At 45.8% G+C, this 22,475-nt stretch carries 21 protein-coding genes and 1 other RNA gene; 20 read left to right on the forward strand and 2 right to left on the reverse strand.

Annotated elements, in window-relative coordinates; genetic code table 11:
- Window positions 1-104: 104 nt before the first annotated feature.
- The 6 genes from H509_RS0109885 to rnpB all read left to right on the forward strand — a co-directional run bounded on the left by H509_RS0109885 (window position 105) and on the right by rnpB (window position 6,302).
- Complete coding sequence (locus H509_RS0109885; protein WP_028544941.1) at window positions 105-587, forward strand: YaiI/YqxD family protein; 483 nt, start codon at window positions 105-107, stop codon at window positions 585-587.
- A gap of 46 nt (window positions 588-633) precedes the next feature.
- Window positions 634-2,463 carry a DNA primase gene (gene dnaG / locus H509_RS0109890; RefSeq protein WP_028544942.1) on the forward strand — a complete coding sequence of 610 codons (1,830 nt, stop codon included), beginning with the start codon at window positions 634-636 and terminating at the stop codon, window positions 2,461-2,463.
- A 35-nt stretch (window positions 2,464-2,498) separates the two neighbouring features.
- The gene (gene rpoD / locus H509_RS0109895) at window positions 2,499-3,626 is read left to right on the forward strand and encodes an RNA polymerase sigma factor RpoD (protein ID WP_028544943.1); all 1,128 of its coding nucleotides are present in this window, start codon (window positions 2,499-2,501) and stop codon (window positions 3,624-3,626) included.
- 357 nt (window positions 3,627-3,983) lie between these two features.
- The gene (locus H509_RS0109900; protein ID WP_028544944.1) at window positions 3,984-4,754 is read left to right on the forward strand and encodes a tRNA (adenine(22)-N(1))-methyltransferase; all 771 of its coding nucleotides are present in this window, start codon (window positions 3,984-3,986) and stop codon (window positions 4,752-4,754) included.
- Window positions 4,730-5,845 carry a Nif3-like dinuclear metal center hexameric protein gene (locus H509_RS0109905; RefSeq protein WP_028544945.1) on the forward strand — a complete coding sequence of 372 codons (1,116 nt, stop codon included), beginning with the start codon at window positions 4,730-4,732 and terminating at the stop codon, window positions 5,843-5,845. The genes H509_RS0109900 and H509_RS0109905 overlap by 25 nt, the downstream gene beginning before the upstream one ends.
- Window positions 5,846-5,899: 54 nt before the next feature.
- Window positions 5,900-6,302, forward strand: an RNA gene (gene rnpB / locus H509_RS26815) — RNase P RNA component class A.
- 170 nt (window positions 6,303-6,472) lie between these two features.
- On the opposite strand, the gene H509_RS0109910 is transcribed toward rnpB, so the two are convergent.
- Complete coding sequence (locus H509_RS0109910; RefSeq protein WP_028544946.1) at window positions 6,473-8,407, reverse strand: S8 family peptidase; 1,935 nt, start codon at window positions 8,405-8,407, stop codon at window positions 6,473-6,475.
- A 222-nt stretch (window positions 8,408-8,629) separates the two neighbouring features.
- On the opposite strand from H509_RS0109910, the gene H509_RS0109915 reads away from it, so the two are divergent.
- The 12 genes from H509_RS0109915 (at window position 8,630) to H509_RS24875 (ending at window position 18,578) form a co-directional block, all read left to right on the forward strand.
- Window positions 8,630-9,130 carry a YpuI family protein gene (locus tag H509_RS0109915; protein WP_028544947.1) on the forward strand — a complete coding sequence of 167 codons (501 nt, stop codon included), beginning with the start codon at window positions 8,630-8,632 and terminating at the stop codon, window positions 9,128-9,130.
- Window positions 9,131-9,280: 150 nt separating this feature from the next.
- Entirely contained in the window at window positions 9,281-9,502 is a 222-nt protein-coding gene (locus tag H509_RS0109920) for a DUF1540 domain-containing protein (protein WP_028544948.1), read from the forward strand.
- Window positions 9,503-9,541: 39 nt separating this feature from the next.
- On the forward strand, window positions 9,542-9,886 hold the full coding sequence (locus H509_RS26745) for a hypothetical protein (protein WP_051286933.1): 345 nt from the start codon (window positions 9,542-9,544) through the stop codon (window positions 9,884-9,886).
- A 484-nt stretch (window positions 9,887-10,370) separates the two neighbouring features.
- Window positions 10,371-11,546: a cysteine desulfurase family protein gene (locus H509_RS0109930; protein ID WP_028544949.1), complete on the forward strand. Its 1,176-nt coding sequence runs from the start codon at window positions 10,371-10,373 to the stop codon at window positions 11,544-11,546.
- 12 nt (window positions 11,547-11,558) lie between these two features.
- Window positions 11,559-12,914, forward strand: a complete 1,356-nt coding sequence (thiI, locus tag H509_RS24865; RefSeq protein WP_084159147.1) for a tRNA uracil 4-sulfurtransferase ThiI — start codon at window positions 11,559-11,561, stop codon at window positions 12,912-12,914.
- A 75-nt stretch (window positions 12,915-12,989) separates the two neighbouring features.
- Entirely contained in the window at window positions 12,990-13,661 is a 672-nt protein-coding gene (locus H509_RS0109940; protein WP_028544950.1) for a TerC family protein, read from the forward strand.
- Window positions 13,662-13,883: 222 nt separating this feature from the next.
- Complete coding sequence (locus H509_RS0109945) at window positions 13,884-14,378, forward strand: hypothetical protein (protein ID WP_028544951.1); 495 nt, start codon at window positions 13,884-13,886, stop codon at window positions 14,376-14,378.
- A gap of 65 nt (window positions 14,379-14,443) precedes the next feature.
- Complete coding sequence (gene typA, locus H509_RS0109950; RefSeq protein WP_028544952.1) at window positions 14,444-16,279, forward strand: translational GTPase TypA; 1,836 nt, start codon at window positions 14,444-14,446, stop codon at window positions 16,277-16,279.
- 177 nt (window positions 16,280-16,456) lie between these two features.
- A complete protein-coding gene (locus tag H509_RS0109955; RefSeq protein ID WP_028544953.1) occupies window positions 16,457-16,741 on the forward strand; it encodes a YlaH-like family protein in 285 nt (94 codons plus the stop codon).
- A 30-nt stretch (window positions 16,742-16,771) separates the two neighbouring features.
- A complete protein-coding gene (locus tag H509_RS0109960; RefSeq protein WP_028544954.1) occupies window positions 16,772-17,047 on the forward strand; it encodes a hypothetical protein in 276 nt (91 codons plus the stop codon).
- A gap of 12 nt (window positions 17,048-17,059) precedes the next feature.
- Complete coding sequence (locus tag H509_RS24870) at window positions 17,060-18,196, forward strand: LCP family protein (protein WP_084159148.1); 1,137 nt, start codon at window positions 17,060-17,062, stop codon at window positions 18,194-18,196.
- Window positions 18,197-18,326: 130 nt separating this feature from the next.
- Complete coding sequence (locus H509_RS24875) at window positions 18,327-18,578, forward strand: PNPOx family protein (RefSeq protein WP_051286935.1); 252 nt, start codon at window positions 18,327-18,329, stop codon at window positions 18,576-18,578.
- 53 nt (window positions 18,579-18,631) lie between these two features.
- Here the strand turns inward: H509_RS24875 and H509_RS24880 are convergent, their stop codons facing one another.
- Complete coding sequence (locus H509_RS24880; RefSeq protein ID WP_051286937.1) at window positions 18,632-19,228, reverse strand: YhcN/YlaJ family sporulation lipoprotein; 597 nt, start codon at window positions 19,226-19,228, stop codon at window positions 18,632-18,634.
- Between the two features lie 153 nt (window positions 19,229-19,381).
- On the opposite strand from H509_RS24880, the gene H509_RS0109980 reads away from it, so the two are divergent.
- Window positions 19,382-20,716 (forward strand): PhoH family protein, encoded by a 1,335-nt coding sequence (locus tag H509_RS0109980; protein ID WP_028544955.1) that lies wholly within the window; start codon window positions 19,382-19,384, stop codon window positions 20,714-20,716.
- Between the two features lie 254 nt (window positions 20,717-20,970).
- Window positions 20,971-22,443, forward strand: a complete 1,473-nt coding sequence (locus H509_RS0109985; protein WP_028544956.1) for an extracellular solute-binding protein — start codon at window positions 20,971-20,973, stop codon at window positions 22,441-22,443.
- Window positions 22,444-22,475 lie beyond the last annotated feature (32 nt).

The raw sequence follows: 22,475 nt of genomic DNA on the forward strand, positions 1-22,475 counted from the left end.
CAGGAATTTAAACGCACACAGCGTATATAATATAAACGGAGAATCACCGGGTTTACACCATTGGTGCACCTGTAGGGTGATGATTTATATTCTGTAGAGGGAAAATGGTGAACCGATTGCCTCACGAAAGTCGAATTATCGTTGATGCGGACGCTTGTCCAGTAAAGACTGAAATTGTACAAGTAGCTACGGAGTTCAAGGTGCCTGTTCTGTTTATAGCTTCATTTGCGGCATATCAGAATGAGGCGGAGCAGACAGATCTCGTTCGATTTATTTATGTCGATCAAGGATTTCAATTAGCGGATATGTATATAGCGAACACAGCGCGGTCAGGAGATATAGTCGTCACTAACGATTATGGATTGGCCGCGCTATGTCTGCCGCGAGGGGCATGGGTGCTCACACCGCGAGGAAAAGAACTTGATGGGCATAATATGGACGAACTGTTGGCACAACGTCATGTATCCAGCAAGGCGAGACGTGCTGGGCAGCGAACTAAAGGGCCTCGTGCAATGACAGCACTGGACCGCGAGCATTTCCAACATAAACTGACAAAACTTTTGCAAATGGGCAGGAGAACTTCGTAATATCGCGAATTAAAGTAATACGTGTTCGAAATGAAGGTGATGGGATATGAGTGGTAACGGACCGATACCTGATGAATTCGTAGACGAGGTGTTGAAGCATAACGACGTAGTTGATGTTGTTGGCAAATATGTCCACCTTACGAAGCAAGGCAAGTATTTAAAAGGTTTATGTCCTTTTCATTCCGAGAAGACGCCTTCGTTTACGGTTACGCCGGAGAAGCAGATTTATCATTGCTATGGCTGCAAAGCGAGCGGGAATGTGATTCATTTTGTAATGGGTGTTGAAGGGTATTCCTTCCCGGAGGCCGTCAAGCATTTAGCGGAGCAAGTTGGTCTGACGTTTCACTGGGGCAATCAGCCCATGGAACGCAGTCCGAAGAGTGAAGCGAAAGAACTCCTTATTCAAGCGCACGAATTAGCCGCTAAGCTGTATCATTACATTTTGATGAATACGGCACACGGACAGGACGCATTAGCGTATTTGCGCGAACGAGGTATTCATGACAAACTGATCGAGCACTTCCAGATCGGTTATGCTCCGCCCCAGTGGGACACTTTAGTACAGCTGTTAAGCAAACGTGAATTCTCACTCTCTTTAATGGAGCAGGGTGGGCTCGTTTCGGCAAGGCAGCAGCAAGCTGGTTATGTAGACAGGTTTCGAGATCGTGTGATGTTTCCGATCTGGGACAAGAACGGGAAAGTCGTTGGGTTCTCAGGTCGTATACTTGGCGAAGGTCAGCCCAAATATTTAAACTCGCCTGAGACGATGCTGTTTAACAAGTCGAAGCTAATGTATAACTTACACCATGCAAGACCGCATTTTAAACGAACCGGTCAAGTGGTGTTGTTTGAAGGTTTTGCTGATGTGATACAGGCTTGGGAAGTTGAAGTCCTTAATGGGGTTGCCACGATGGGTACTGCATTAACTAGTGATCATGTTGCATTGTTACGGCGAAGCGCCGAGCGTGTTGTTATCTGTTATGATGGTGATGATGCAGGTCAGGCGGCAGCGCTAAAAGCGATTCCAATGCTGGAAGACGCTGGGCTACATGTATCCGTTGCGATGCTCCCAGACCGAATGGACCCAGACGATTACATCAAGGCTAACGGTGGGGAACGGTTTAGACATGCAATTATTGCTGCAGCCGTCACACCAGTTAAATTCCAGCTACTCACTTTGCGGCGTAATCATATACTGCTAGAAGATGACGGCAAGCGCAGGTTTATAGAGGAAGCTATGCGAATTATTGCTCCCATACATTCACCTGCTGAACGCGAAATGCACTTGAAGGAACTGTCTAATCAAGTTGATATTTCACTGGAAACCTTAAAGCAGGAATGCTTTGAAGTCCGTCAGAAGCTGCAAAAAAAGCACCAGGCGGGGGATAATCAAGACAATTGGTGGAATAATGTTAGGAATGATAAACGTAATATGGACACTCCTACGTTAAGACCTGCCTATGTGTACGCCGAGCGAAGCTTGTTAGCCTTAATGTTCCAAGATGCTGAAGTAGCCGTTTATGTCGAAAAACATCTTGGAGAACAGTTTAATGTAGATGATCATGCAGCTTTAGCTGCTTATCTATATGCCTATTACGCGCAAGGCAAAGAGCCGGATTTCAGCCGATTTCTTGCCACGCTGCGTGATGATCGATTAGAGCAGACGGCAGCCTCGATTTCATTGGCAGAAGTGCCCCTGCGTTTCGATAACGACCTGTTGAATGATTACATTTCGCAAATTAAGAAAGTACCCATGCAACGCGAGATCGAACGTATGAAGGAAGAAATGGTAAAGGCTGAACGTGCTGGAGATTCATCACGAGCTGCGCAAATTGCATCAGAATTTATTGCCCTAGACCAACAACTGAGGCGTTAACAGTCTGAAGATTCTAGGGAGGAGGGAGTCGGAATATGGCGAATGATCAACATACTGGCCTTGAAACTGAAGCAGTTCTGGATCAAGTCAAGGATCAGTTGATTGAAGTCGGCAAGAAGCGGGGGACGCTTAGTTATAAAGAGATAGCGGAGAAGTTGTCGACATTTGAACAAGATGCGGATCAAATGGACGAGTTCTACGAACAATTAAGCGACCTTGGAATTGAGATCGTTAACGAAAATGACGATGAGATGGTACGTCCTAACACGGATCGTGATCAGGATGAGCATGATGACTTTCACTTTGAGGATGACCTGTCTTTACCACCAGGCATCAAAATAAATGATCCTGTTCGTATGTATTTGAAAGAAATCGGCCGTGTTCCACTACTGTCGGCTGAAGAAGAGATAGAACTCGCAAAACGTATTCTGCTTAGTGATGAAGAAGCAAAAAAACGGCTTGCCGAAGCTAACTTGCGACTTGTAGTTAGTATTGCGAAGAGATATGTGGGGCGTGGCATGTTGTTCTTGGACCTTATCCAAGAAGGGAACATGGGTCTTATTAAAGCGGTTGAGAAATTTGACCACAGTAAAGGATTCAAATTCAGTACGTACGCGACATGGTGGATTCGTCAGGCGATTACTCGTGCGATTGCGGACCAAGCTCGTACGATTCGGATTCCTGTTCATATGGTTGAAACGATTAATAAGCTAATTCGGGTATCTCGTCAATTGCTACAAGAGCTTGGTCGCGAACCGACACCTGAAGAAATTGCAGCAGAGATGGAATTAAGCGTCGAAAAAGTACGGGAAATTATGAAGATTGCTCAAGAGCCTGTATCTCTGGAAACACCAATCGGGGAAGAGGACGACTCTCATCTGGGAGACTTCATCGAAGATCAGGAAGCGTTGGCGCCTGCTGATGCCGCTGCTTATGAGTTGTTGAAGGAGCAATTGGAAGATGTACTTGACACGCTCACAGAGCGTGAAGAGAATGTACTTCGTCTGCGATTCGGTCTGGATGACGGTCGTACACGCACGTTGGAAGAAGTAGGCAAAGTGTTCGGAGTAACACGGGAACGTATTCGCCAGATTGAGGCCAAAGCTCTACGTAAGCTCCGTCATCCAAGCCGAAGCAAACGTCTGAAAGATTTCCTTGAATAATGCTGGCTGATGGACAGACCTTCTGCTGCGCTCATTATATGCGCACAGTAAGGTCTGTTCTTCCATTTATATACTGTTCATGTCAGATGACCCAAGCTTATGATAAAGTAAAGGTAAGTAGCAATCTTTACTGTTTTTATCATATTTACCTTCATTTGTGTTGTTGAAATTCATTTTAACGCTTTTCCTTCGGCAATGCAAATAGGTTGCAAACAAGGCTAACATCCATATGAACTGGATCTAATGTCATCATGGCTGCACCGATTACTACACCATATTATTACAGCGCAGCCACGATGACAATGGTATAAAGTATAGCAAGTACATATTATTGTAAACAGTAGGTGGAATCCATACATGACAATCAAGTTATCTAAACGACTACAGCATATTGCCGATTGGGTACCCGTAGGCAGTCGACTGGCCGACATCGGTTCAGACCATGCGCTGCTTCCAACCTATTTAGCGAAGTCAGGTCGTATTGTACATGCGATCGCGGGGGAAGTAAATCCCGGTCCATTTGATGCGGCAACTAAGCAAGTAGCTTCTTCGCGACTCGAACATATCGTTCAAGTTCGGCGAGGAGACGGGCTTGCGGTGCTGAAGCCGGGGGAAGTGGATTGCATCACGATCGCAGGGATGGGCGGCAGCCTCATCGTCAGCATTCTCAGTGCAGAGCCCTTAAAACTGGAGGGTGTCCGCTATCTGATACTTCAGCCTAACGTGGGTGAGGAATTTGTTCGTGGCTGGCTCACCAACAACGGCTGGTCGCTCATAAAAGAACAGATTATAGAGGAAGACGGTAAAATATATGAGATCATGTACGCAGAACGTCTTTCTCAAGAGCAGTTTGCTGCACATGAACAACAGTTGTACGCTCCTTATACGCTTTCTTGTGGCATTATGCTTGATGAGGCCTGGCTGAAGCTGATGGGCCCACATCTCGTAAAGAGTCCTAGTGCGGTGTATATTAAGAAGTGGCAGTTGGAATTAAAAAAACAAGAGCGTATTATTCAAACGATGGCGAATGCCGAGACAGAAGATGCGGTGGAGCGTCGACGGAAATTCGTTACACATAAAGCGCAGTTGGAGGCGATGCTGGCATGTTGGCAAAAGGACAAACAATAATTCAATGGATGGAACAGTTGGCACCCAAATCACTAGCTGTGCCAGATGATCGTATTGGCCTTCAATTGGGTTCATTACAGCGTGAAATTAGTGATGTACTCGTTACCCTTGATGTCACGGAAGCTGTCGTGGAGGAAGCGATTCAAATCGGAGCCAAGCTTATTATAGCACACCATGCCATCATTTTCCGACCCCTTAAAGATTTGCAAACGGATACGCCTGCTGGACGCTTATACGAAAAGCTGATAAAACATGATATTGCAGTGTATATCAGTCATACAAATTATGATATTGCAGAGGGCGGCATGAACGACCTGATGGCGGATGCACTTCAGCTACATCAGGTAAAAGTTCTGGAGAAACTTCAGCAAGAGAAATTGCAAAAACTCGTCGTATTTGTGCCTAAATCCCATGTGGAGCAAGTTAGAACAGCAATTCTGGACACGGGTGCAGGCTGGATCGGGGATTACAGCCATTGCAGCTTTAATGTTGAAGGCGTCGGAACTTTTAAGCCGTTGGAGGGAACTAGCCCATTTATCGGTACTACTGGTAAAGTGGAGGAAGTAGAAGAAGTTCGCTTGGAGACGATTATTCCAAGTTCGGTCAAGAGCAGAGTGCTTCGAGCGATGCTTAAGGCTCACCCTTATGAAGAAGTCGCATATGATCTTTATCCGGTAGACCTGGAAGGAAAAGCTTATGGACTTGGTCGTGTAGGCAAACTGTCTGAGACCGTTACGTTATCACAACTGGCGGAACAGGTCAAAACGCAGTTTAACGTTCCGTTTGTACGTGTTGTAGGTCCTTTAGATCGGATAGTAAGTAAAGTAGCTGTGCTTGGCGGTTCAGGCGCACGTTACGTCAAACATGCGCTATTTCATGGCGCAGATGTGCTCGTTACGGGAGATATCGATTATCATACGGCACATGATGCACTTGCCGCTGGGCTTTGCATTATAGATCCTGGTCACAACGCTGAGAAGATGATGAAGGACAGTGTGGCAGCGCGGCTACAGGCTATTGCAGACGAGCAAAGAAGCGGCACCAAATTCCATAGTTCCGGCATTGCTACCGAAGTATTTCAAATGTTGTAAAAGTTGTGTGTTGAGTTTATCGGCAGAACCTAGTATACTAACGAATGTTGTCGGAAAGTTTGACAGACAATCGCTGGTGGCCTTGGCCACGAGAGGAAAGTCCGGGCTCCACAGGGTAGGATGCTGGATAACGTCCAGTCAGCGCAAGTTGAAGGATAGTGCCACAGAAATGGACCGCCGATGGCTGTTGGTATCAGCAGCACAGGCAAGGGTGGAACCGTGGTGTAAGAGACCACGAGGAACGCTGGTGACTTCGTTCCTGGTAAACCCCATCTGGAGCAAGACCTAATGAGACGCATGCCCCTTGTGGGCAGCCTTACCCGAGGTGCGTCTGGGTTGGTCGCTGGAGCTGTGCAGCAATGTACAGCCTAGATAGATGATTGTCACTTTGTAGTGGAAGGGTTGCTCCCGTAATACCACGATCAGTACAGAACCCGGCTTATGGCAAGCTTTCCATCGCACAACACTTTATATGGCGTAGATAGGCTCTATATAGCATAGATAGACCCGCACGGCTGATGGATTCAGCTATGCGGGTCTTTTTGCGCCGTTATGGCGGTTATCTTTGGTTACCGCTCTTGCGGGAGCTGGCGTTGTCCATATGCCGTTACACGGTTTTTAAACGAATTACTTTGCAAGAAATGAAGCAACGATACGATTTAACATCCGATCGACATTTTGCGGATACAGCGATAACGATTGATTGCTTTGCGAGGCAAGACTTAACGAACGCTCCACGTCAATCAGCCCGTATCCAAAGTAAATATCTTTGCCCGAAGAACCTATATCCGCCACACTTTTACGCATAATATCATACACTTCCGTATTTTTTAGGGACGGATTAATCGAACGGATCAGCCCGGCAAGCGCTGTGACGTGCGGGCTAGCCATAGACGTTCCGGACAAGGCGGCGTACTGATTTTGAGGATAGGTGCTGGCGATCGTTGTTCCAGGCGCAACGACGTCAACGTAATCTCCATAGTTGGAGTACTCCGCTTTAGTTTTGTCCTGATTTGTCGCCGAGACCGCGAACACCTCTGAATATGCGGCTGGATAGCCAGGCTGTCCTGTGTTGTCATTTCCAGTCGCAGCGATTAATACGACATCCTTGTTATAGGCGTATTTAATGGCATCGTGGAGAAAGGCTCCCTGTGCATAATTACCCAGGCTTAGATTAATCACCTTAGCTCCATGATCGGCTGCCCAAATGATACCTTCCGCTACAGAGTAGGAAGTGCCTGATCCAGAGCCGTCCAATACTTTGATCGGCATAATTGGATTGTGCCAGGTCATACCTGCAATGCCCTCCTGATTGTTTACCTGTGCTCCAATAATACCAGCCACATGTGTGCCGTGGCCAACATCGTCTTGTGGAGGTTTGTCAGGGGCAAACACGTTATACCCTTTTAACAGCTTATCCTTTAAATCCCGATGGTTCATATCTACACCTGTATCGACCACCGCAATAATAACACTTTTTTTCCCTTTGCTTAAGTTCCAGCCCTGATTCGCATGAATCAGTGGAAGGTTCCATTGATAGGGCTTGTAAAGCGCATCATTAGGTTCAACTGCGCTTGATTTAGAATTATCGTTGCTGCTTAAGCTGGATGGCTGGAAGACAGGTGCTCTCAGGCTTGTAGGCGTTCCATCTGCTCGCTTCAAGTCATTTGTCATATATAAATAATGTGGTTCGATATAGATCGGGTTGTATTGTGCAAAATATTGCTTTAACTGCACAGCACTCATCGATTTGGATTTAAAAATATGTGTGTAGCCTGTTTTGCGAACAGAGCGACAGTTAATATCATTGCGGATTTGAGCAAGCTGTGCGTCTGATGGGGGTTTGCGGAAACGGACAACGATCTCGTCTTTGTAATAATGACTTGTTCCTTGGTTGTCCTCACCATCATTAACTGGTATATCTTCCATTGTATTCGTATCTACAGATTTGACTTGATATTTGCTTTCCCGCGGATATGGAATAAGCCGTAAATTGCGCTGCTGGTGGCTGCGCACGTTGTTTACGATATGTTGATTGACGATCGCCACAATGCCCCCATTTAGCTGTTTGCTTGCCAAGCCTATGACAACGTGTGGTTTGCCGTTAATGAGAATCGTATCCGAACGATAATCATCATGACGTCCTACATGAATTTCGCCGCTGCGGACCAAGCTTTTCAGCTGTTTATATTGCGCAGCATCGTCGGGATGAGGAACAGTGCCATTCGCAATCGTTTGCTTCTTTGCTGCGTTGGTCCAGCATACGTATTCATAATGGGGATGCTCCCGCACGAACTCCTGAAGTTTAGCCTTAATTTGTTCAGGTGTAAGCTGGTTGTATTTGGTGATTGCAGCTTCCATATCTTGTTTTATATCCAGTAAGGACATATTTACAGTGCTCTGTACGTCTGCATTTAAAATGTGCTGCTTGGCATATTTCTCTTCCGATGCCGTTTTGATTTGACGCTGCTGCTCATGCTGGTGATTGTTGCCCCATAACAGCGGCACAGCAAGTACAGCGACACCTAATGCGGTTATTCCAACTACGGTTCCACGCCGCATCTTTTATCCCTCCACTCAATTCGATAAGCTTAATGAAGCCTTTTATGCTTACCCATAGGGTGAGGTGAACAGGGAAATTTTATTCGAAGAAAGAGGTGAGACAAACTATGGGTGGAAAGGGATACCTTTTCCATACAATTTGTGATAGGATGTTGTTGACTACCAAATGAACAGTCTTCATGAGTGAATAATCGAACAGGATCTTGTTAAGGGGGAGCAGAAATGCCAGCATCCAATGTGAAGCAGCTTTGCGAAGTGTCAAGAGAGAAGTTAAAGTTTACAATTGAGAAATTGGAGTCTTTTTTGAATGAATACACGCTGCCGCAGCTTGTTGCCGACCAACAGGATGAAGAGACGGTTAGCTTCTATAAAGGATACTTGGCAGATTTGCGCCACTTGCTTGTTTTCTCAGAAGTAGCCTATGAGAAGCTTGGGGTTACGTTGCGTCGTGCCCATTTTGATGCGGACTTTGCTGAACGTGCTTTGTATGAAGTGTATCATAACAGTGTGAATGCTTTCTTTTATCCGAAAAATGAATGTTATTCTGAAGATGGCCGTTATGCTTATACAGGCCAAGATGCCATTCGCTTCCGCAAGAAGCCTGTTCGGGCAGCACGGGATATTATATTAGACATCACGAAAGCATTTGAAGAGCTCCGTGATGAGCTAGGTTACTACGAGAGCGACTATTTAACCCAGCGTAAGATGCAAAGTCAAAAATAAACGATTCAATAGACGAAACGTTCCGCTTAATGGCGGGACGTTTTTTTACGCTGAAATGATTTATTTTCCTCATGCTACTGGTAGCTTTGGCACCTCTTGGTTCGAGTATGTTGTTATGCCTGAGGACAACCTGTTACTGGAGGTGATCGAATGTCGAGCGATAAACCATTAGTACGATGCAGTGTAGCCAATTGTCATTTCTGGGGTCAGGGCAACCTGTGCCAAGCTGAATCCATTCAAATTGACATTGATGCACATGCAACGAAACGTATCAGCGAAGAGTATGCGGCCGATTTAGGAGAGCTTCACCAAGATCAGGCTGCGACTTCCTCAGTCACTTGTTGTCACACATTTAAACCGAAGCGTAACTAACATTTGCTTCTCACCTCTGAGGTGTAAGGAGTGAGCTAAATGAACAAGGAACAACATCCGCACCGTCGTATTAAACGCCACCGAGTTCGTACATCATGGGATCACACGTATGATGCCGAGGCAGCGCAGGAGCTAACTGCTCCTTCCATTACAAGAGATGTATCCAGATTCGGAGATGTTACGAAGGTTGATCGTAATTCTGGATTGGGTTATGCAGCTATCGTGTTTGCCCTCGTATCGTTGTTTATTTTCCCTGTTATTATGGGCATAACCAGCTTTGTATTAGGGCTTATCGCCTATATGCAAGGTAGTCGTACGGCTGGCATAACAGCGGCAGTTATCGGCTTGACTGCCTTTACGTTCAGGCTGCTTATGGTCGCATAAGAAACAACAAACGACGAACGGGAAAAACACGAAGCTCCTGTAGTGTATTCGCAGATTTGCTTCCAAAAGGAATACTTGAAACAAGCAAAAGTGACCTTCATGACTGCTTATTAAGTGGTATGAAGGTTTTTTTATTTACATTGGTATATGAGCCGAGGGCGTGAACGGAACAAGCTGGCATCTTATTGGGCCCATCCCAAGGTTGAAAAAAGATGGAGATTTTACATAAAAGCGTGTACAATAATACAAGGTCTGAGGGTCATTTTCAGCCGATTGTCATGCTTGGCTGTCGATATGGATCAGATCACGCGGGGCTGAAAGCATAATGGCTGTTTCTTTTTTGGAGTAGAACTAATTAGGATCTGCAGGATCAACAATGGCGTAGTAGATCGATCAACGCTATTTTGATCTTTTTTGTTGTCATAGTGCTTTACTATAGATGTGATGCCAGTATAAGACGAATTGACAAGGAGGCACACCATGCATGGTACAAGACAAAGTTATATATGCGGACTATAGCGCCTCAACCCCGCCACATCCAGAAGTTATCCGAACCATGTCGGAAGTGATGGAACAGATTTATGCTAACCCATCGTCCATACATCAATTTGGAGGTCAAGCAGAACAGCTGGTTACACGAGCACGAGGCGTCATTGCTGACGCGTTAAAGGTGAATCCTACGGAGGTACTTTTTACATCAGGTGCTACAGAAAGCAACAATATGGCTGTGCTTGGGGCGGTACGGGCTTCACGATATTCTAAAAAGCCTGCTCATGCGATCGTATCCGCCATCGAACATGCTTCGGTATATGCATGCTATGAGCAGTTAAAGCGAGAAGGTGTGGAAGTCACGATATTACCCGTTGATTCTAATGGGTGTGTACGTCCAGAGGATGTAGCGCAGGCTCTTCTTCCAGAGACGATTATCGTTAGCGTAATGCATGTTAATAATGAGATGGGAGCTATTCAGCCGTTGGAGCAGATTGGCACTTTAATGAAGCAGCATCCCAAAGCTGTGCTTCACGTCGATGGAGTTCAAGGTTTAGGCAAACTGGAAGTTGACCTTGATCGCTGGAATACAAGATTATTCAGCTTGTCTGGTCATAAGATTAGAGGACCAAAAGGTGTCGGTGTCCTGATTCGACGGGGACGCGTTCCATTAGAGCCCTTGCTTCATGGTGGCAGTCAAGAGCAGGGCTTGCGAGCAGGCACGTTAAACGTCCCAGGTATTGTTGCACTTGCTAAAGCCGTGCGAATGGCTGTAGAGGGCCAAGCAGACAACAAGGTTAAGCTTGAACAGTTGCAGCGGCAATTAATTCGATATGTAAGCGATATTCCCGAACTGGTGCTGAATAGCCCAACCAATGCGCAGGGGGCGCCGCATATCGTAAACATGTCGTTTCCAGGTATGAAGTCTGAGGTTGTTGTCCATGCGCTTGAGGAAAGAGGTGTGATCGCATCTACCCAGTCGGCTTGCTCGTCGAAGCTGCACAAGCCTAGTCGCGTGCTGCTTGCCATGACAAACAATGATCGGGTGGCCTCCAGCGGAATTCGTATCAGTCTGGATGCTGAAATGTCGATGGATGACATCGATCGGATCGGCCAAGCTTTACACGGTGCGGTTAACCAGCTTCGGCCGCTTGTACAACTTGAAAGGTAGGTAGTTAACGGAATGGATTATGATATGATATTACTTCGCTTTGGTGAAATTGCAATTAAAGGGCGCAACCGCGGCAGATTTGAAAAAGCAGCGTACCGTCATGTAAAGGCAGTATTAGCACCTTTCCCGAATACACGAATTATTAAAGAATTCGGCAGGCTGTATGTTGAACTGAATGGAGAACCGTTTGAACAAGTAATTGGAGTGCTTCGTCATGTTTTCGGCATTGTATCTGTCAGTCCCGTCAAGAAGGCTCCATCTGAATTTGAAGCTATCGTTAAGACAGCTATTGAGATGATGAAAGAATATGCCCCTGAGCAAGGAACAACATTTAAAGTTAGCGCTCGCAGGGCGTGGAAGAAATTCCCTCATACCTCACAGGAAATGAATCATCTGGTAGGTTCACCTATTTTGCGACAATTCCCGCAGCTATCAGTTGACGTTCGCAATCCGCAAGTAAATTTGCGAGTTGAGGTTCGGGAGGAAGGAACCTATATTTTCCACAAAGTCGTACCGGCAACTGGTGGTTTCCCGCTTGCTTCCAATGGTAAAGCAATGCTGCTGCTGTCCGGTGGTATTGACAGTCCGGTAGCGGGATATCAGGCCTTACGCAAAGGGCTTGATATTGAGGCTATCCATTTTCACAGTATGCCCTTCACAAGTGAGCGCGCCAAGCAAAAGGTCGTTGATCTCGCACAAGTGTTGGCAAATTATGCTGGAAAAATTCGGGTCCATATGGTGCCATTTACGGATATTCAGACAAGACTGCACCAAGCAGGGCAAGAGCATTTGCTTATAACGATGATGAGAAGAGCGATGCTGCGTATTGCTACTGGCCTTGCAGATAAGCAGAAGGCACATGCACTAGTAACAGGTGACAGCCTGGGGCAAGTTGCGAGCCAGACGCTGGGCAGCATGAATGCAATTGGACGTGTGACCAACATTCCGTTACTGCGTCCGCTTGTTATGATGGATAAGGAAGAAATTATCCGGATTGCTCAGCATATCGGTACGTTTGAGTTATCCATTTTGCCGTATGAGGACTGCTGCACCTTGTTTGTACCGAAATCTCCGGCAACAAACCCGAATATTAATATTCTTGAACGTACAGAAAGATCAATTCCAGAGCTGGATGAAATGATACAAGCTGCGATTGAAGGTACGGAGGTTGTAACGCTCCGTGCGGGTGGTGCGATACATTTAACAACTCAGCAAGTGTCTGCTGATGAAGATGGACATCTATTAGGGTATCCGTCAAGTTCTAGTGACATAACCGTACCACGTCCAGATGGTGCTCCAATAGCAGCGCCAGCAGCCACCGCTTCGGTGCAATCGCCAAGCAAGCCTGATCACGGCGACTGGTTCTAAATATATATTCCATTCTAATTAACGGGCATACCTCCCGCTTGTACAACATAAAACTGTACAAGGGAGGGACTAGCCGTGGATTCGATTTGGTTGCTGTTGGAAATATTAGTGATTAATCTCGTGCTTAGTGGAGATAACGCAGTTGTTATTGCAATGTCGACGCAGCATTTGCCGGAAAGGGAACGTAAACTTGCCGTCTGGTGGGGGGCAGCAGGCGCCGTCATTCTTCGCCTCCTGCTTACTATTGCGGCGATGTGGCTTATGGGCATCCCTTTGCTGCAGGCTGCCGGAGGTGTGATGCTGTTTGCCATCGCGATTCAACTGCTCGCAGACAGCGGCTCCCACTTGGGCCGCAAGGAGGGTATCGTATCACTTGCGAGCGCAATCCGTACGATATTGGTTGCTGATGTCGTAATGAGCTTGGACAATGTACTGGCAATAGCAGCCGTGTCCAAAGGACATTTGCCTTATTTGATCGCAGGGATCGCGATCAGCATTCCAATCGTCGTATGGGGCAGTACATTAATTAGCCACTGGCTGACACGCTTTCCGATATTAATTTATGCTGGAGCAGGAATACTTGGTTATACGTCCGGTGAAATGATTGCAAGTGACATGAGGCTAAGGTTATGGATGCCAGAATTGTGGCTCAACTTGCATGTGCTGTTGCCGTGGGTGCTCACTGTGATGGTATTACTTGCAGGTTATTGGATTAAACGTCAGACGCGCACCACCGTTTCAGATTAAGCCGAATGAATAGGGTGTGTAGTGCGGGGCACTGCACTTGTCTAGTGCTTAACTTCTTGCAAAAAGTCGCGGCAGCGATGTATGCAGGAAGTTTTTTGCGTGGAAGGTAGTATTTTTACCACGTATCAAGTAAACTAGAAAAAGTAAAATGGGCGCGAAAAACGTCGTTCCGTGTCCTTCATCCCTGTCCAATGTATAATGGATGCAAGAGGTGAGAGTGTCATGTCCAAAAAAGAGCCGATTATCGGTATAGTTATTTTGGCAGCAGGATTGTTTATTTTGTTAGGAAAATGGGGGTTCTTCTCCTTCCTGGGAGGAACAATGTGGCCGTTGTTTATTTTTTTAGCAGGCGTAGTCCTGTTTGGCCTCATTCGGGCGCGTATGCTGCCTCCGATTGCTTTTGTTCCTGCCGGCGCGTTATTGGTGTATGGATTGTTATTTATGTTAAGCCATTGGATCAGCTGGGGGCTGTTCGGTTATTTATGGCCGTTCTTGCTTCTTGGTTTGTCATTCGGCTTATTCGGGTACTGCCAGCTTGATCCATATGCGTCTCGCAGCGCATGGGTCGGTGCAATGGGATTAGGTGCGATCGGCATCATTATGCTGCTGTTTACAGTTTTCGTAAGCATCGGCATTTATTTGATTGCGGCAGCCTTGATTGTTGTTGGAGCAGCACTGGTTTTTGGAAGCCGGACAGGCCTTTGGCGGCGCCGATAACGGTCCTAGTTAGTAGTTGGAAGCCCCATTCATTTTTGGTATAAGAGAAGGGAAAGATCGATTGTATGCATCAAAGAGAACATATTCGTAACATCGCTATTATTGCGCACGTTGACCACGGCAAGACAACCCTAGTAGATAAGTTGCTTCAACAGTCAGGAACATACCGTGACAACGAGGCGGTTCAAGAGCGTGCGATGGATTCCAACGATTTGGAACGTGAACGCGGTATCACCATTTTGGCTAAAAATACAGCAATTACGTATAAAGACAATCTTATTAATATTGTCGATACCCCAGGACATGCTGACTTTGGCGGCGAAGTAGAACGTATTATGAAAATGGTTGACGGCGTGTTGCTAGTGGTGGACGCGTTTGAAGGCTGTATGCCACAAACCAAATTCGTACTTCGTAAAGCATTGGCTCATAACTTGACACCAATCGTTGTCGTGAACAAGATTGACCGTCCTAACGCGCGTCCAAGTGAAGTAATTGACGAAGTGTTGGACCTGTTCATCGAGCTAGAAGCGAATGATGATCAGCTTGAGTTCCCTGTCGTTTACGCTTCCGCATTAAACGGCACATCTAGCTTGGACCCGGAGCAGCAGGATGATAACATGCAGGCGTTGTACAACACCATTGTGGAGCACATCCCTGCGCCGCAAGAGAATCCGGAAGAGCCATTCCAGTTCCTCGTTACATTACTTGATTATAACGAGTATCTTGGTCGAATAGCGATCGGACGCATTAACCGTGGTACTGTTCGTCAAGGGCAATCTATTGCTGTTATCGACCGTGAAGGTAAAGTGAAGCAAGCTCGTATTGAGAAGTTGTTTGGCTTCCAAGGCTTGAAGCGTGTGGAACGTGAGATTGCGGGTGCGGGTGATATTGTAGCGATCGCGGGTATTAAGGAAATCAACATCGGAGAAACGATGACAGATCCTGCTACACCTGAACCGTTGCCAGTTCTTCATATTGATGAGCCTACACTGCAAATGACGTTCCTCGTGAACAACAGTCCATTCGCAGGACGTGAAGGCAAATGGGTAACGTCCCGTAAAATCCGTGAGCGTCTGTTCAAGGAATTGGAGACGGACGTTTCATTGCGAGTAGAAGAGACGGATAGTCCAGATGCTTTTGTTGTGGCTGGCCGCGGAGAGCTTCATCTTGGTATTCTGATCGAGAACATGCGTCGTGAAGGATTCGAGATGCAAGTGTCGAAGCCGGAAGTTATTATTCGACATATTGAAGGTAAGCGAATGGAACCAATGGAGCGTTTGATGATTGATGTTCCAGAGGAATCTATGGGTGCAGTTATGGAAAGCTTGGGCACACGCAAAGCGGAAATGGTGAACATGATTAACCACGGCAATGGCCAAGTGCGCTTGGAGTTTATTATTCCAGCACGTGGTTTGATCGGCTATCGTACACATTTCCTTACGCTAACACGCGGCTACGGCATTATGAACCATGCCTTTGACCATTACGGTCCTTATGCGGGCAGCCAAGTTGGCGGACGTCACCAAGGCGTGCTGGTATCTACTGAGACAGGTACTTCTACTTTGTACGGCATTATGTCCGTTGAAGATCGCGGTATTTTGTTTGTTCATCCGAGCACAGAAGTATACGAAGGTATGATTGTAGGCGAGCATACTCGCGACAATGATATCGTCGTTAACATCTGTAAGGAGAAAGCTTTGACGAACGTACGTTCAGCGACGAAGGAAGATACAGTACGGATGAAGACTCCGCGTATCTACTCGTTGGAAGGTGCGCTTGAATACCTAAATGATGACGAGTATTGTGAAATTACACCAACTTCGATTCGTTTGCGCAAAAAAATATTAAATAAAAGTGAGCGTGAACGTGCAGAGAAGCAGCGCAAGTCGTCTGAAGTATAATTTACTTTAGCTTCGACCTTCGTCTTCGAATAGCTGCACCGGTGTATAGGATTACATCGATATGGTGCAAGTTGCTAATGTTTGATGTTTGCACAAGTTTATGCCAACGTACATTTACATGCAGGCAAGACAGATGTTTAGGATTGGACATATCTTCCACAAAAGGAGTGTCTGTTCATGCAGCACTGGTTAGCGACTCATCCGATAGTCAGTTATTTGCTTATCTTTGCATTTGTAGCGTATGTATTTAATAGAGTGTTTCGCGTAAAGAAGCTGCCGATCCTAAAGGAAATCGCCATCTATATATTGATGGCGATCGGCTGCTTTATGCTGCTTATCTTCCAGATTGACAAGCTGCCTATTATACAGTGCTTGTTTGTAGCGGTTGTGCTTATGTTTATGGTCCGGATTCGTTATTTTGTGGAGGAACGCCGCAAGAAGCAGGAACAGAAGCAGGGGTAAGAACGTGCAGTATTTGGGGGAGGGCGTTGTATGAAGCTTAGCGATGCACTATTTAATTGGCTGCAAATGGAAATTGTATCCCGTATGCGACCCTATGATGTAGCCGCAAAAGAAACGCTTGATTTCTTTGCGGTTATTCTGTATGAAGACCATCAGCTTCGGGAAGTCAAAGCATTGTTGTCAAACGAAGAATCATATGTGATTACGTATGAGCTAGATGGACAGCAAGCTCAAGCTAGCTTTGATCGGCAGCATGCAGAGCAGTTATGGCATGATATAGAATCGAATCCGAAATACAACGAGTAAGTGAGGTACAGTATGAGTTCAAAAACACCATTGCCACCTCGACAAATAGCGCGCAAGCAAACTAAACCGGCAGTTAAGAAAAGAAAAGGCATGCCGACATGGTTGAAGTGGTTATTGACGATAATTATGATTGTTCTGATCGTTATTATTGGTTATGCGACGTACATATTGTTATACGGCAACAGCAAGCTTGATACGATCTCGACGGTAACCAATAAGGGCGGAGGGAGTTCCACTGTAACGGAAACATTGTCCCCACAAACGGAACCGTTTTCATTTATTTTGATGGGTATTGATTACCGTAAAGAGCTTCCAGGGCTACGTACGGACGTTGTGATGGTCGGTGCATTGCATCCCAAAACAAAGGAAGCGGTGCTTGTATCTTTGCCGCGTGATACGTATTTTCAAGTAGGGGAATATCGTGCAGATAAATTAAATCATTTCTATCCTAAGTTCCATGAGATGAAAAAGCATAATACATTAGAAAGCGCCTCTCCGGAGGACGAGATGAAAATTATGCTTGGCCAGTATTTAGGGATGAAACTGGATCATGCAGCTGTAATCAATTTCCAAGGGTTCGTAGATGTTGTAAATGCACTGGGCGGCATTGAAGTAAATGTAGACCAGAACATGTGTTATCGCGACCGTGCCGATGGGACTAATATTAATCTGAAAGCAGGATTCCAGGAAATAGATGGACAACAGGCGCTTGACTTTGTACGCTATAGAAAGTCAAATTGCAGACCTATGACCAAAGGAACGACTGACTTCGACCGCAACATGCGTCAGAACGCAGTGCTTCAGGAATTGGTTGGCAAGATGCAATCTCTTGGGGGGATTACGAAAGTAACATCCATTATTGATGCATTAGCTGACAACTTTAAAATGGATATGACACCTGATCAGATGCGAAGCTCTATTATGACTTATCTTGATATTAATCGCAAAAATATTCATTATATTTCGGTAGATGGTGAATGGAAGAGTCCTTATATATATATTAATGATACGAAGCTGCAAGAAGCAAAGCAGGCGCTTAATGATGTGCTTGCAGGCAAATCTTTGACGACGTCGGCTGGAAGCTCCACAAGTGGAAACTCCAATGGAACATCTTTAGACGGTTCAACAGGAGCTAAGGGAGATAACTGAAAGGGCAATAAGTAGTGTGCCGTTTGGACATTCACCCGTTTTTGAGCCAAGTTGCAAAAGTGGATGCAAGTTTTTCCTTATGTTATAATACAATATGTATAAGCCGTGAAGCGATATGGGAGGTCTGAAGATGTCCGATAATGATGCTGCTCTGCAAGAGGCTATGTACGCACAATTACAGCGGGACATGTTTGTGTTGCATATGACTAGTATCGACTCGGTTAGACCTATAACCAACGTATATTCAGGTGTATACAAAAAGGGACCAAATACAGTTCGAGTGGCGTTTCCTGGTCGATCTCGATTTGTGGCGAATATGAATGAGAAGCGTGCGGCTAAGAAGCTGGGCGAACAAGTGTATGCTTTTATGAAGAAAGCCTAGCGGGATTGCCGCTAGGCTTTCTGTACATTACACGAGCTTGTCCTTGTTTCGCTTTATTTTGCATAATTACGGGATGATTTAGTAGCTGGATTGGACCTTGATTGTGCTTTAGGGATGCCTGTTTCGGCTTCAGACTTCATATTCTTCACATCTTTAGGAATTTGCGGCACCATACGTCCGATAATGTCGGATAATTCCTCTGTGATGCCAGCTATCGGGCGACCTCGCTTTATATCGGCAGACATTTCCTGTAATCGTTGGTTTAGATCAATGTCTGCTGTAACGTATGCGTTCACTCCGTATTTATCCTTGCTTAATGCTTCAGCTACAGAGTATTTGATAGTGCCGACACGTGAACGGTCCAGTTTGCTATCCACATCAATTCCAACGACGGCTGTATTACCCAACACAACGCAATTTACATGTTTCACTCCTGGAACACGCTGGGTGAGTTCAACGAGATGCTGTTTTACTGCCTCGCGATCACGAATCGGCTCCTTGGCCGGTGCTTGCTGCTTCATGTTAGAACGAATTTGTACGCTTGAGTCTGTCGTGTAAGAGTGGGCGTCTCCAACGGATTGTTTCTTCAACGTGTCGCAACCTGCAATAAACACACACAACATGACTACAGCGATTAAAGTTCTGCGCATGTATCATCGATCCTTTCACATCTATTCATGGAACAACATTGCGGCATTGCTACTGCTAATAGTGTGAGCGACGTCCACAATTTTTATGTAGCCTCGAGAGATATGTCGCAAGGCTGGTGCAAAAAGTAATGCTGCCCACGCGGAGGGGAAGCTATGAACAAGATTTTTGTATTGGACACCAATGTGCTGTTGCACGATCCAAATGCGCTGTTTGCGTTTGCTGACAATGAAGTGGTCATTCCGGCTGTTGTTCTGGAGGAAATTGACTCCAAGAAGCGGAATGCAGACGAGATTGGCCGCAATGCGCGTTCTGTGTCACGGCTCTTGGATGGCTTAAGAGAACAGGGTCATTTGCATAGCGGCGTCCCCTTGCCGACTGGTGGAACGCTTAAAGTAGAATTAAATCATCGCAGCTTCGCGAAAGTTCAAGAAATGTTTGGAGATATGTCTAATGATAATAGGATTATTGCGGTAGCGCTTAATTATAGTTTGGAACAGCAGGATCAAGAGCATCCGAAAACAACGGTGCTTGTAAGCAAGGATGTGCTAGTCAGAGTAAAAGCAGACGTGCTAGGTTTGTTGACGGAAGACTATTTGTCAGATCATACCGTCCGTTCAGGAGATGAGTTGTACTCCGGACATGTGACGTTGTTTGTTCACCCGGCTGTCATTGACGAGTTTTACACGTACAGATATTTATTAATTAAGCATTTGACAATTAAAGTGCAGTTAAATCCACATGAATTTGTGATTCTAAAAGATGAAATGGGTACGAGCAAATCGGCGCTTCTAAAAGTAAATGCGGAGGGTACGAAGCTAGAGCCACTATATTTAAGCAATGATCCGGTATGGGGAATTACTGCGCGCAATGCACAGCAGCGAATGGCACTGGAGTTGCTGTTAAATGATGACATACCTCTAGTAACGATGTCGGGCAAGGCAGGTACAGGCAAGACGCTGGTAGCTCTTGCTTCTGGCTTGTTAAAAGTAGAGGATGAACGCAAGTATAAAAAACTGTTGATCGGGAGACCTGTCGTACCGATGGGAAAAGATATTGGGTATTTGCCAGGTGAGAAGGAAGAAAAGTTGCGACCGTGGATGCAGCCCATTTATGATAATTTGGAATTTTTATTTGATACCAAGAAAGCGGGCGACATTGAGAAAATTTTGGTCGGGATGAGTAATATACAGGTTGAGGCGTTAACGTATATCCGCGGGCGTTCGATCCCAGGGCAATTTATTATTATTGATGAAGCCCAGAACTTATCCAAACATGAAGTGAAAACGATTGTTTCCCGTGTTGGAGAAGGTAGTAAAATTGTGTTGATGGGCGATCCTGAACAGATCGATCATCCTTATTTGGACTCTGCTAGCAATGGCCTAACTTATTTGGTAGAACGATTTAAAACGCAAGGCATCAGTGGCCATATTACCCTAGAGAAAGGGGAGCGCTCGAAGCTGGCGCAGCTTGCGGCAGACTTGTTGTAAAGTAAAGTGGTGTCATTATCACAGCTATTAAGCAGCGATAATGACTTAAAGATGCGATTCGCATACTAACGGAATGTTAAGTTTGGAGAAGCAGCCGCCGCTAATTTTGGAGGCTGCTTCTTTTTGATGCAGACTAGCAAAGTTGAAAGTGTTAGAATAGGATGACGCCTATAACTTAGCCTATTAGCTGCAAAAGTGGCGTATATGTAGGTCGCTGTGGTTCGATAAAGAGCTCAGAAAGGAGTTCCAGATAGATGCCCAGTACGAAAAATACGCTGATCGTTGTTATTCTTATATTTATTACTTTATTACTAATGAGTGAGTTTGGCAGCAATCCTATTTTTATGAATACGCTGCCAAAGAAAGAAGCTCGTCAGTTAGAGCAAGTTGTCCCCGATTCGACGATGTCACCTAGGCCATTGCGGGTGGAAGTGGGGATGTCACCGCTTGCGTTTACTAAGCTCCGTAAGCTTAACGAGGCATTTATGACCGAACATGGCATTCTAGTGGATTTAGTTAATCGTGATCCGGCACAAATTCGAGCTGCTTTGCCAGACGAGTTCCAAAAGCAGCAAAGCGCCGATGTTGTGCTGGTGGACAGTGAACGGGTTAACCGTTATGCAGTTAAAGGTTGGCTGCTGCCCAACGATTCGGACACCAGTTGGATGGAGGCGGGGCCTGAATGGATCGGTGTGTATACACGCTGGAATGGCTTGATGTGGGGCTTTCCTGCTTATGTGGACCCTTATGTGCTAGTTTGGAACAAAGACCAGCTGCGAGCTGCGACAGGTCTTGCCACACCTCCGTCTTCGCTGAAGGAGTGGCACAAAGTGTTAGACGCTTATGCAGACACTGGTGTATTACATGCAGCAAAAGGGGATAACGGCCATCGTATAAATATGACCAAAGCAGAGGGAGGTAAGGGTGCTCAGCCATCACCTTATATGTTTGCATGGCCAGGTGATGATGATTATGCCTTATTGTCTTTATTATGGAGATTAGGGATAGTATTCCCAGATACCGGTGACAGAACTGCTATTTCCAGAGAGGAAGCACAGCAGAAAGTGGATGGAGCACGGCTAGATTCGAGTTTGTCGACTGGCAGCGAGAAAAATAATAAGGGACCGCTAATCAAGACGAATACGAATTCGATTACAGCCGACAAAGAGCAAGTTCAAGCAGGCTGGCAAGCTCGATTTGAAGAATGGAATGTTTATAAGCAGCTGTTCCATGAAGTGACAGCACAACAGAAATTGACGCTTTGGGATGAGCTTGAAGCAGGCAACTACTTGTTTGCCATCGTACCTTATTCTACGGCTATGCTTCAGCTAAAAGAGCCGTTTGCCATTGAGGATTCGGAGCGTATTGCAGCACCATACAGTCATTGGGTACGAAGCAGCAGTTATGTCATTTCGGCGCATAGTGAACTGTCTGAAGAGGCTAAAAAGTGGATTGCTTTTATGACACAAGTATCGATTCAGCAGGATATATTGGAGTCAGTTTCGCTGCTGCCTGCTGACCGTAAAGCGGTCGAACAAGTATGGCCGTTAATGAGTAGACGTATGCCACGGATGTTTGATCAGAACAATCCAAGCCTAAAGCTTGCGCTGCAACGAACTACATATATTGAGACTTGGCTTCCTAAGGTTAAGCAATGGCTGTACGGTGAAGCATCGTTGGCAGAAGTACGAACAGGATGGAAAGAAGTGTGGAACGTAAACAAATAAGAGCCTCAACCTTCAGGTCGTGTTCGCCGAAG

The sequence above is a fragment of the Paenibacillus taiwanensis DSM 18679 genome (assembly GCF_000425125.1).
In the GTDB taxonomy this organism is placed as follows: domain Bacteria; phylum Bacillota; class Bacilli; order Paenibacillales; family Paenibacillaceae; genus Paenibacillus_B; species Paenibacillus_B taiwanensis.

Bases quoted from the DNA above. Each gene is read 5' to 3' on its own strand.
- H509_RS0109885 (WP_028544941.1), top strand. From the start codon at position 105: ATGGTGAACCGATTGCCTCACGAAAGTCGAATTATCGTTGATGCGGAC.
- dnaG (WP_028544942.1), top strand. From the start codon at position 634: ATGAGTGGTAACGGACCGATACCTGATGAATTCGTAGACGAGGTGTTG.
- rpoD (WP_028544943.1), top strand. From the start codon at position 2,499: ATGGCGAATGATCAACATACTGGCCTTGAAACTGAAGCAGTTCTGGAT.
- H509_RS0109900 (WP_028544944.1), top strand. From the start codon at position 3,984: ATGACAATCAAGTTATCTAAACGACTACAGCATATTGCCGATTGGGTA.
- H509_RS0109905 (WP_028544945.1), top strand. From the start codon at position 4,730: ATGTTGGCAAAAGGACAAACAATAATTCAATGGATGGAACAGTTGGCA.
- H509_RS0109910 (WP_028544946.1), bottom strand. From the start codon at position 8,407: ATGCGGCGTGGAACCGTAGTTGGAATAACCGCATTAGGTGTCGCTGTA.
- H509_RS0109915 (WP_028544947.1), top strand. From the start codon at position 8,630: ATGCCAGCATCCAATGTGAAGCAGCTTTGCGAAGTGTCAAGAGAGAAG.
- H509_RS0109920 (WP_028544948.1), top strand. From the start codon at position 9,281: ATGTCGAGCGATAAACCATTAGTACGATGCAGTGTAGCCAATTGTCAT.
- H509_RS26745 (WP_051286933.1), top strand. From the start codon at position 9,542: ATGAACAAGGAACAACATCCGCACCGTCGTATTAAACGCCACCGAGTT.
- H509_RS0109930 (WP_028544949.1), top strand. From the start codon at position 10,371: ATGGTACAAGACAAAGTTATATATGCGGACTATAGCGCCTCAACCCCG.
- thiI (WP_084159147.1), top strand. From the start codon at position 11,559: ATGGATTATGATATGATATTACTTCGCTTTGGTGAAATTGCAATTAAA.
- H509_RS0109945 (WP_028544951.1), top strand. From the start codon at position 13,884: ATGTCCAAAAAAGAGCCGATTATCGGTATAGTTATTTTGGCAGCAGGA.
- typA (WP_028544952.1), top strand. From the start codon at position 14,444: ATGCATCAAAGAGAACATATTCGTAACATCGCTATTATTGCGCACGTT.
- H509_RS0109955 (WP_028544953.1), top strand. From the start codon at position 16,457: ATGCAGCACTGGTTAGCGACTCATCCGATAGTCAGTTATTTGCTTATC.
- H509_RS0109960 (WP_028544954.1), top strand. From the start codon at position 16,772: ATGAAGCTTAGCGATGCACTATTTAATTGGCTGCAAATGGAAATTGTA.
- H509_RS24870 (WP_084159148.1), top strand. From the start codon at position 17,060: ATGAGTTCAAAAACACCATTGCCACCTCGACAAATAGCGCGCAAGCAA.
- H509_RS24875 (WP_051286935.1), top strand. From the start codon at position 18,327: ATGTCCGATAATGATGCTGCTCTGCAAGAGGCTATGTACGCACAATTA.
- H509_RS24880 (WP_051286937.1), bottom strand. From the start codon at position 19,228: ATGCGCAGAACTTTAATCGCTGTAGTCATGTTGTGTGTGTTTATTGCA.
- H509_RS0109980 (WP_028544955.1), top strand. From the start codon at position 19,382: ATGAACAAGATTTTTGTATTGGACACCAATGTGCTGTTGCACGATCCA.
- H509_RS0109985 (WP_028544956.1), top strand. From the start codon at position 20,971: ATGCCCAGTACGAAAAATACGCTGATCGTTGTTATTCTTATATTTATT.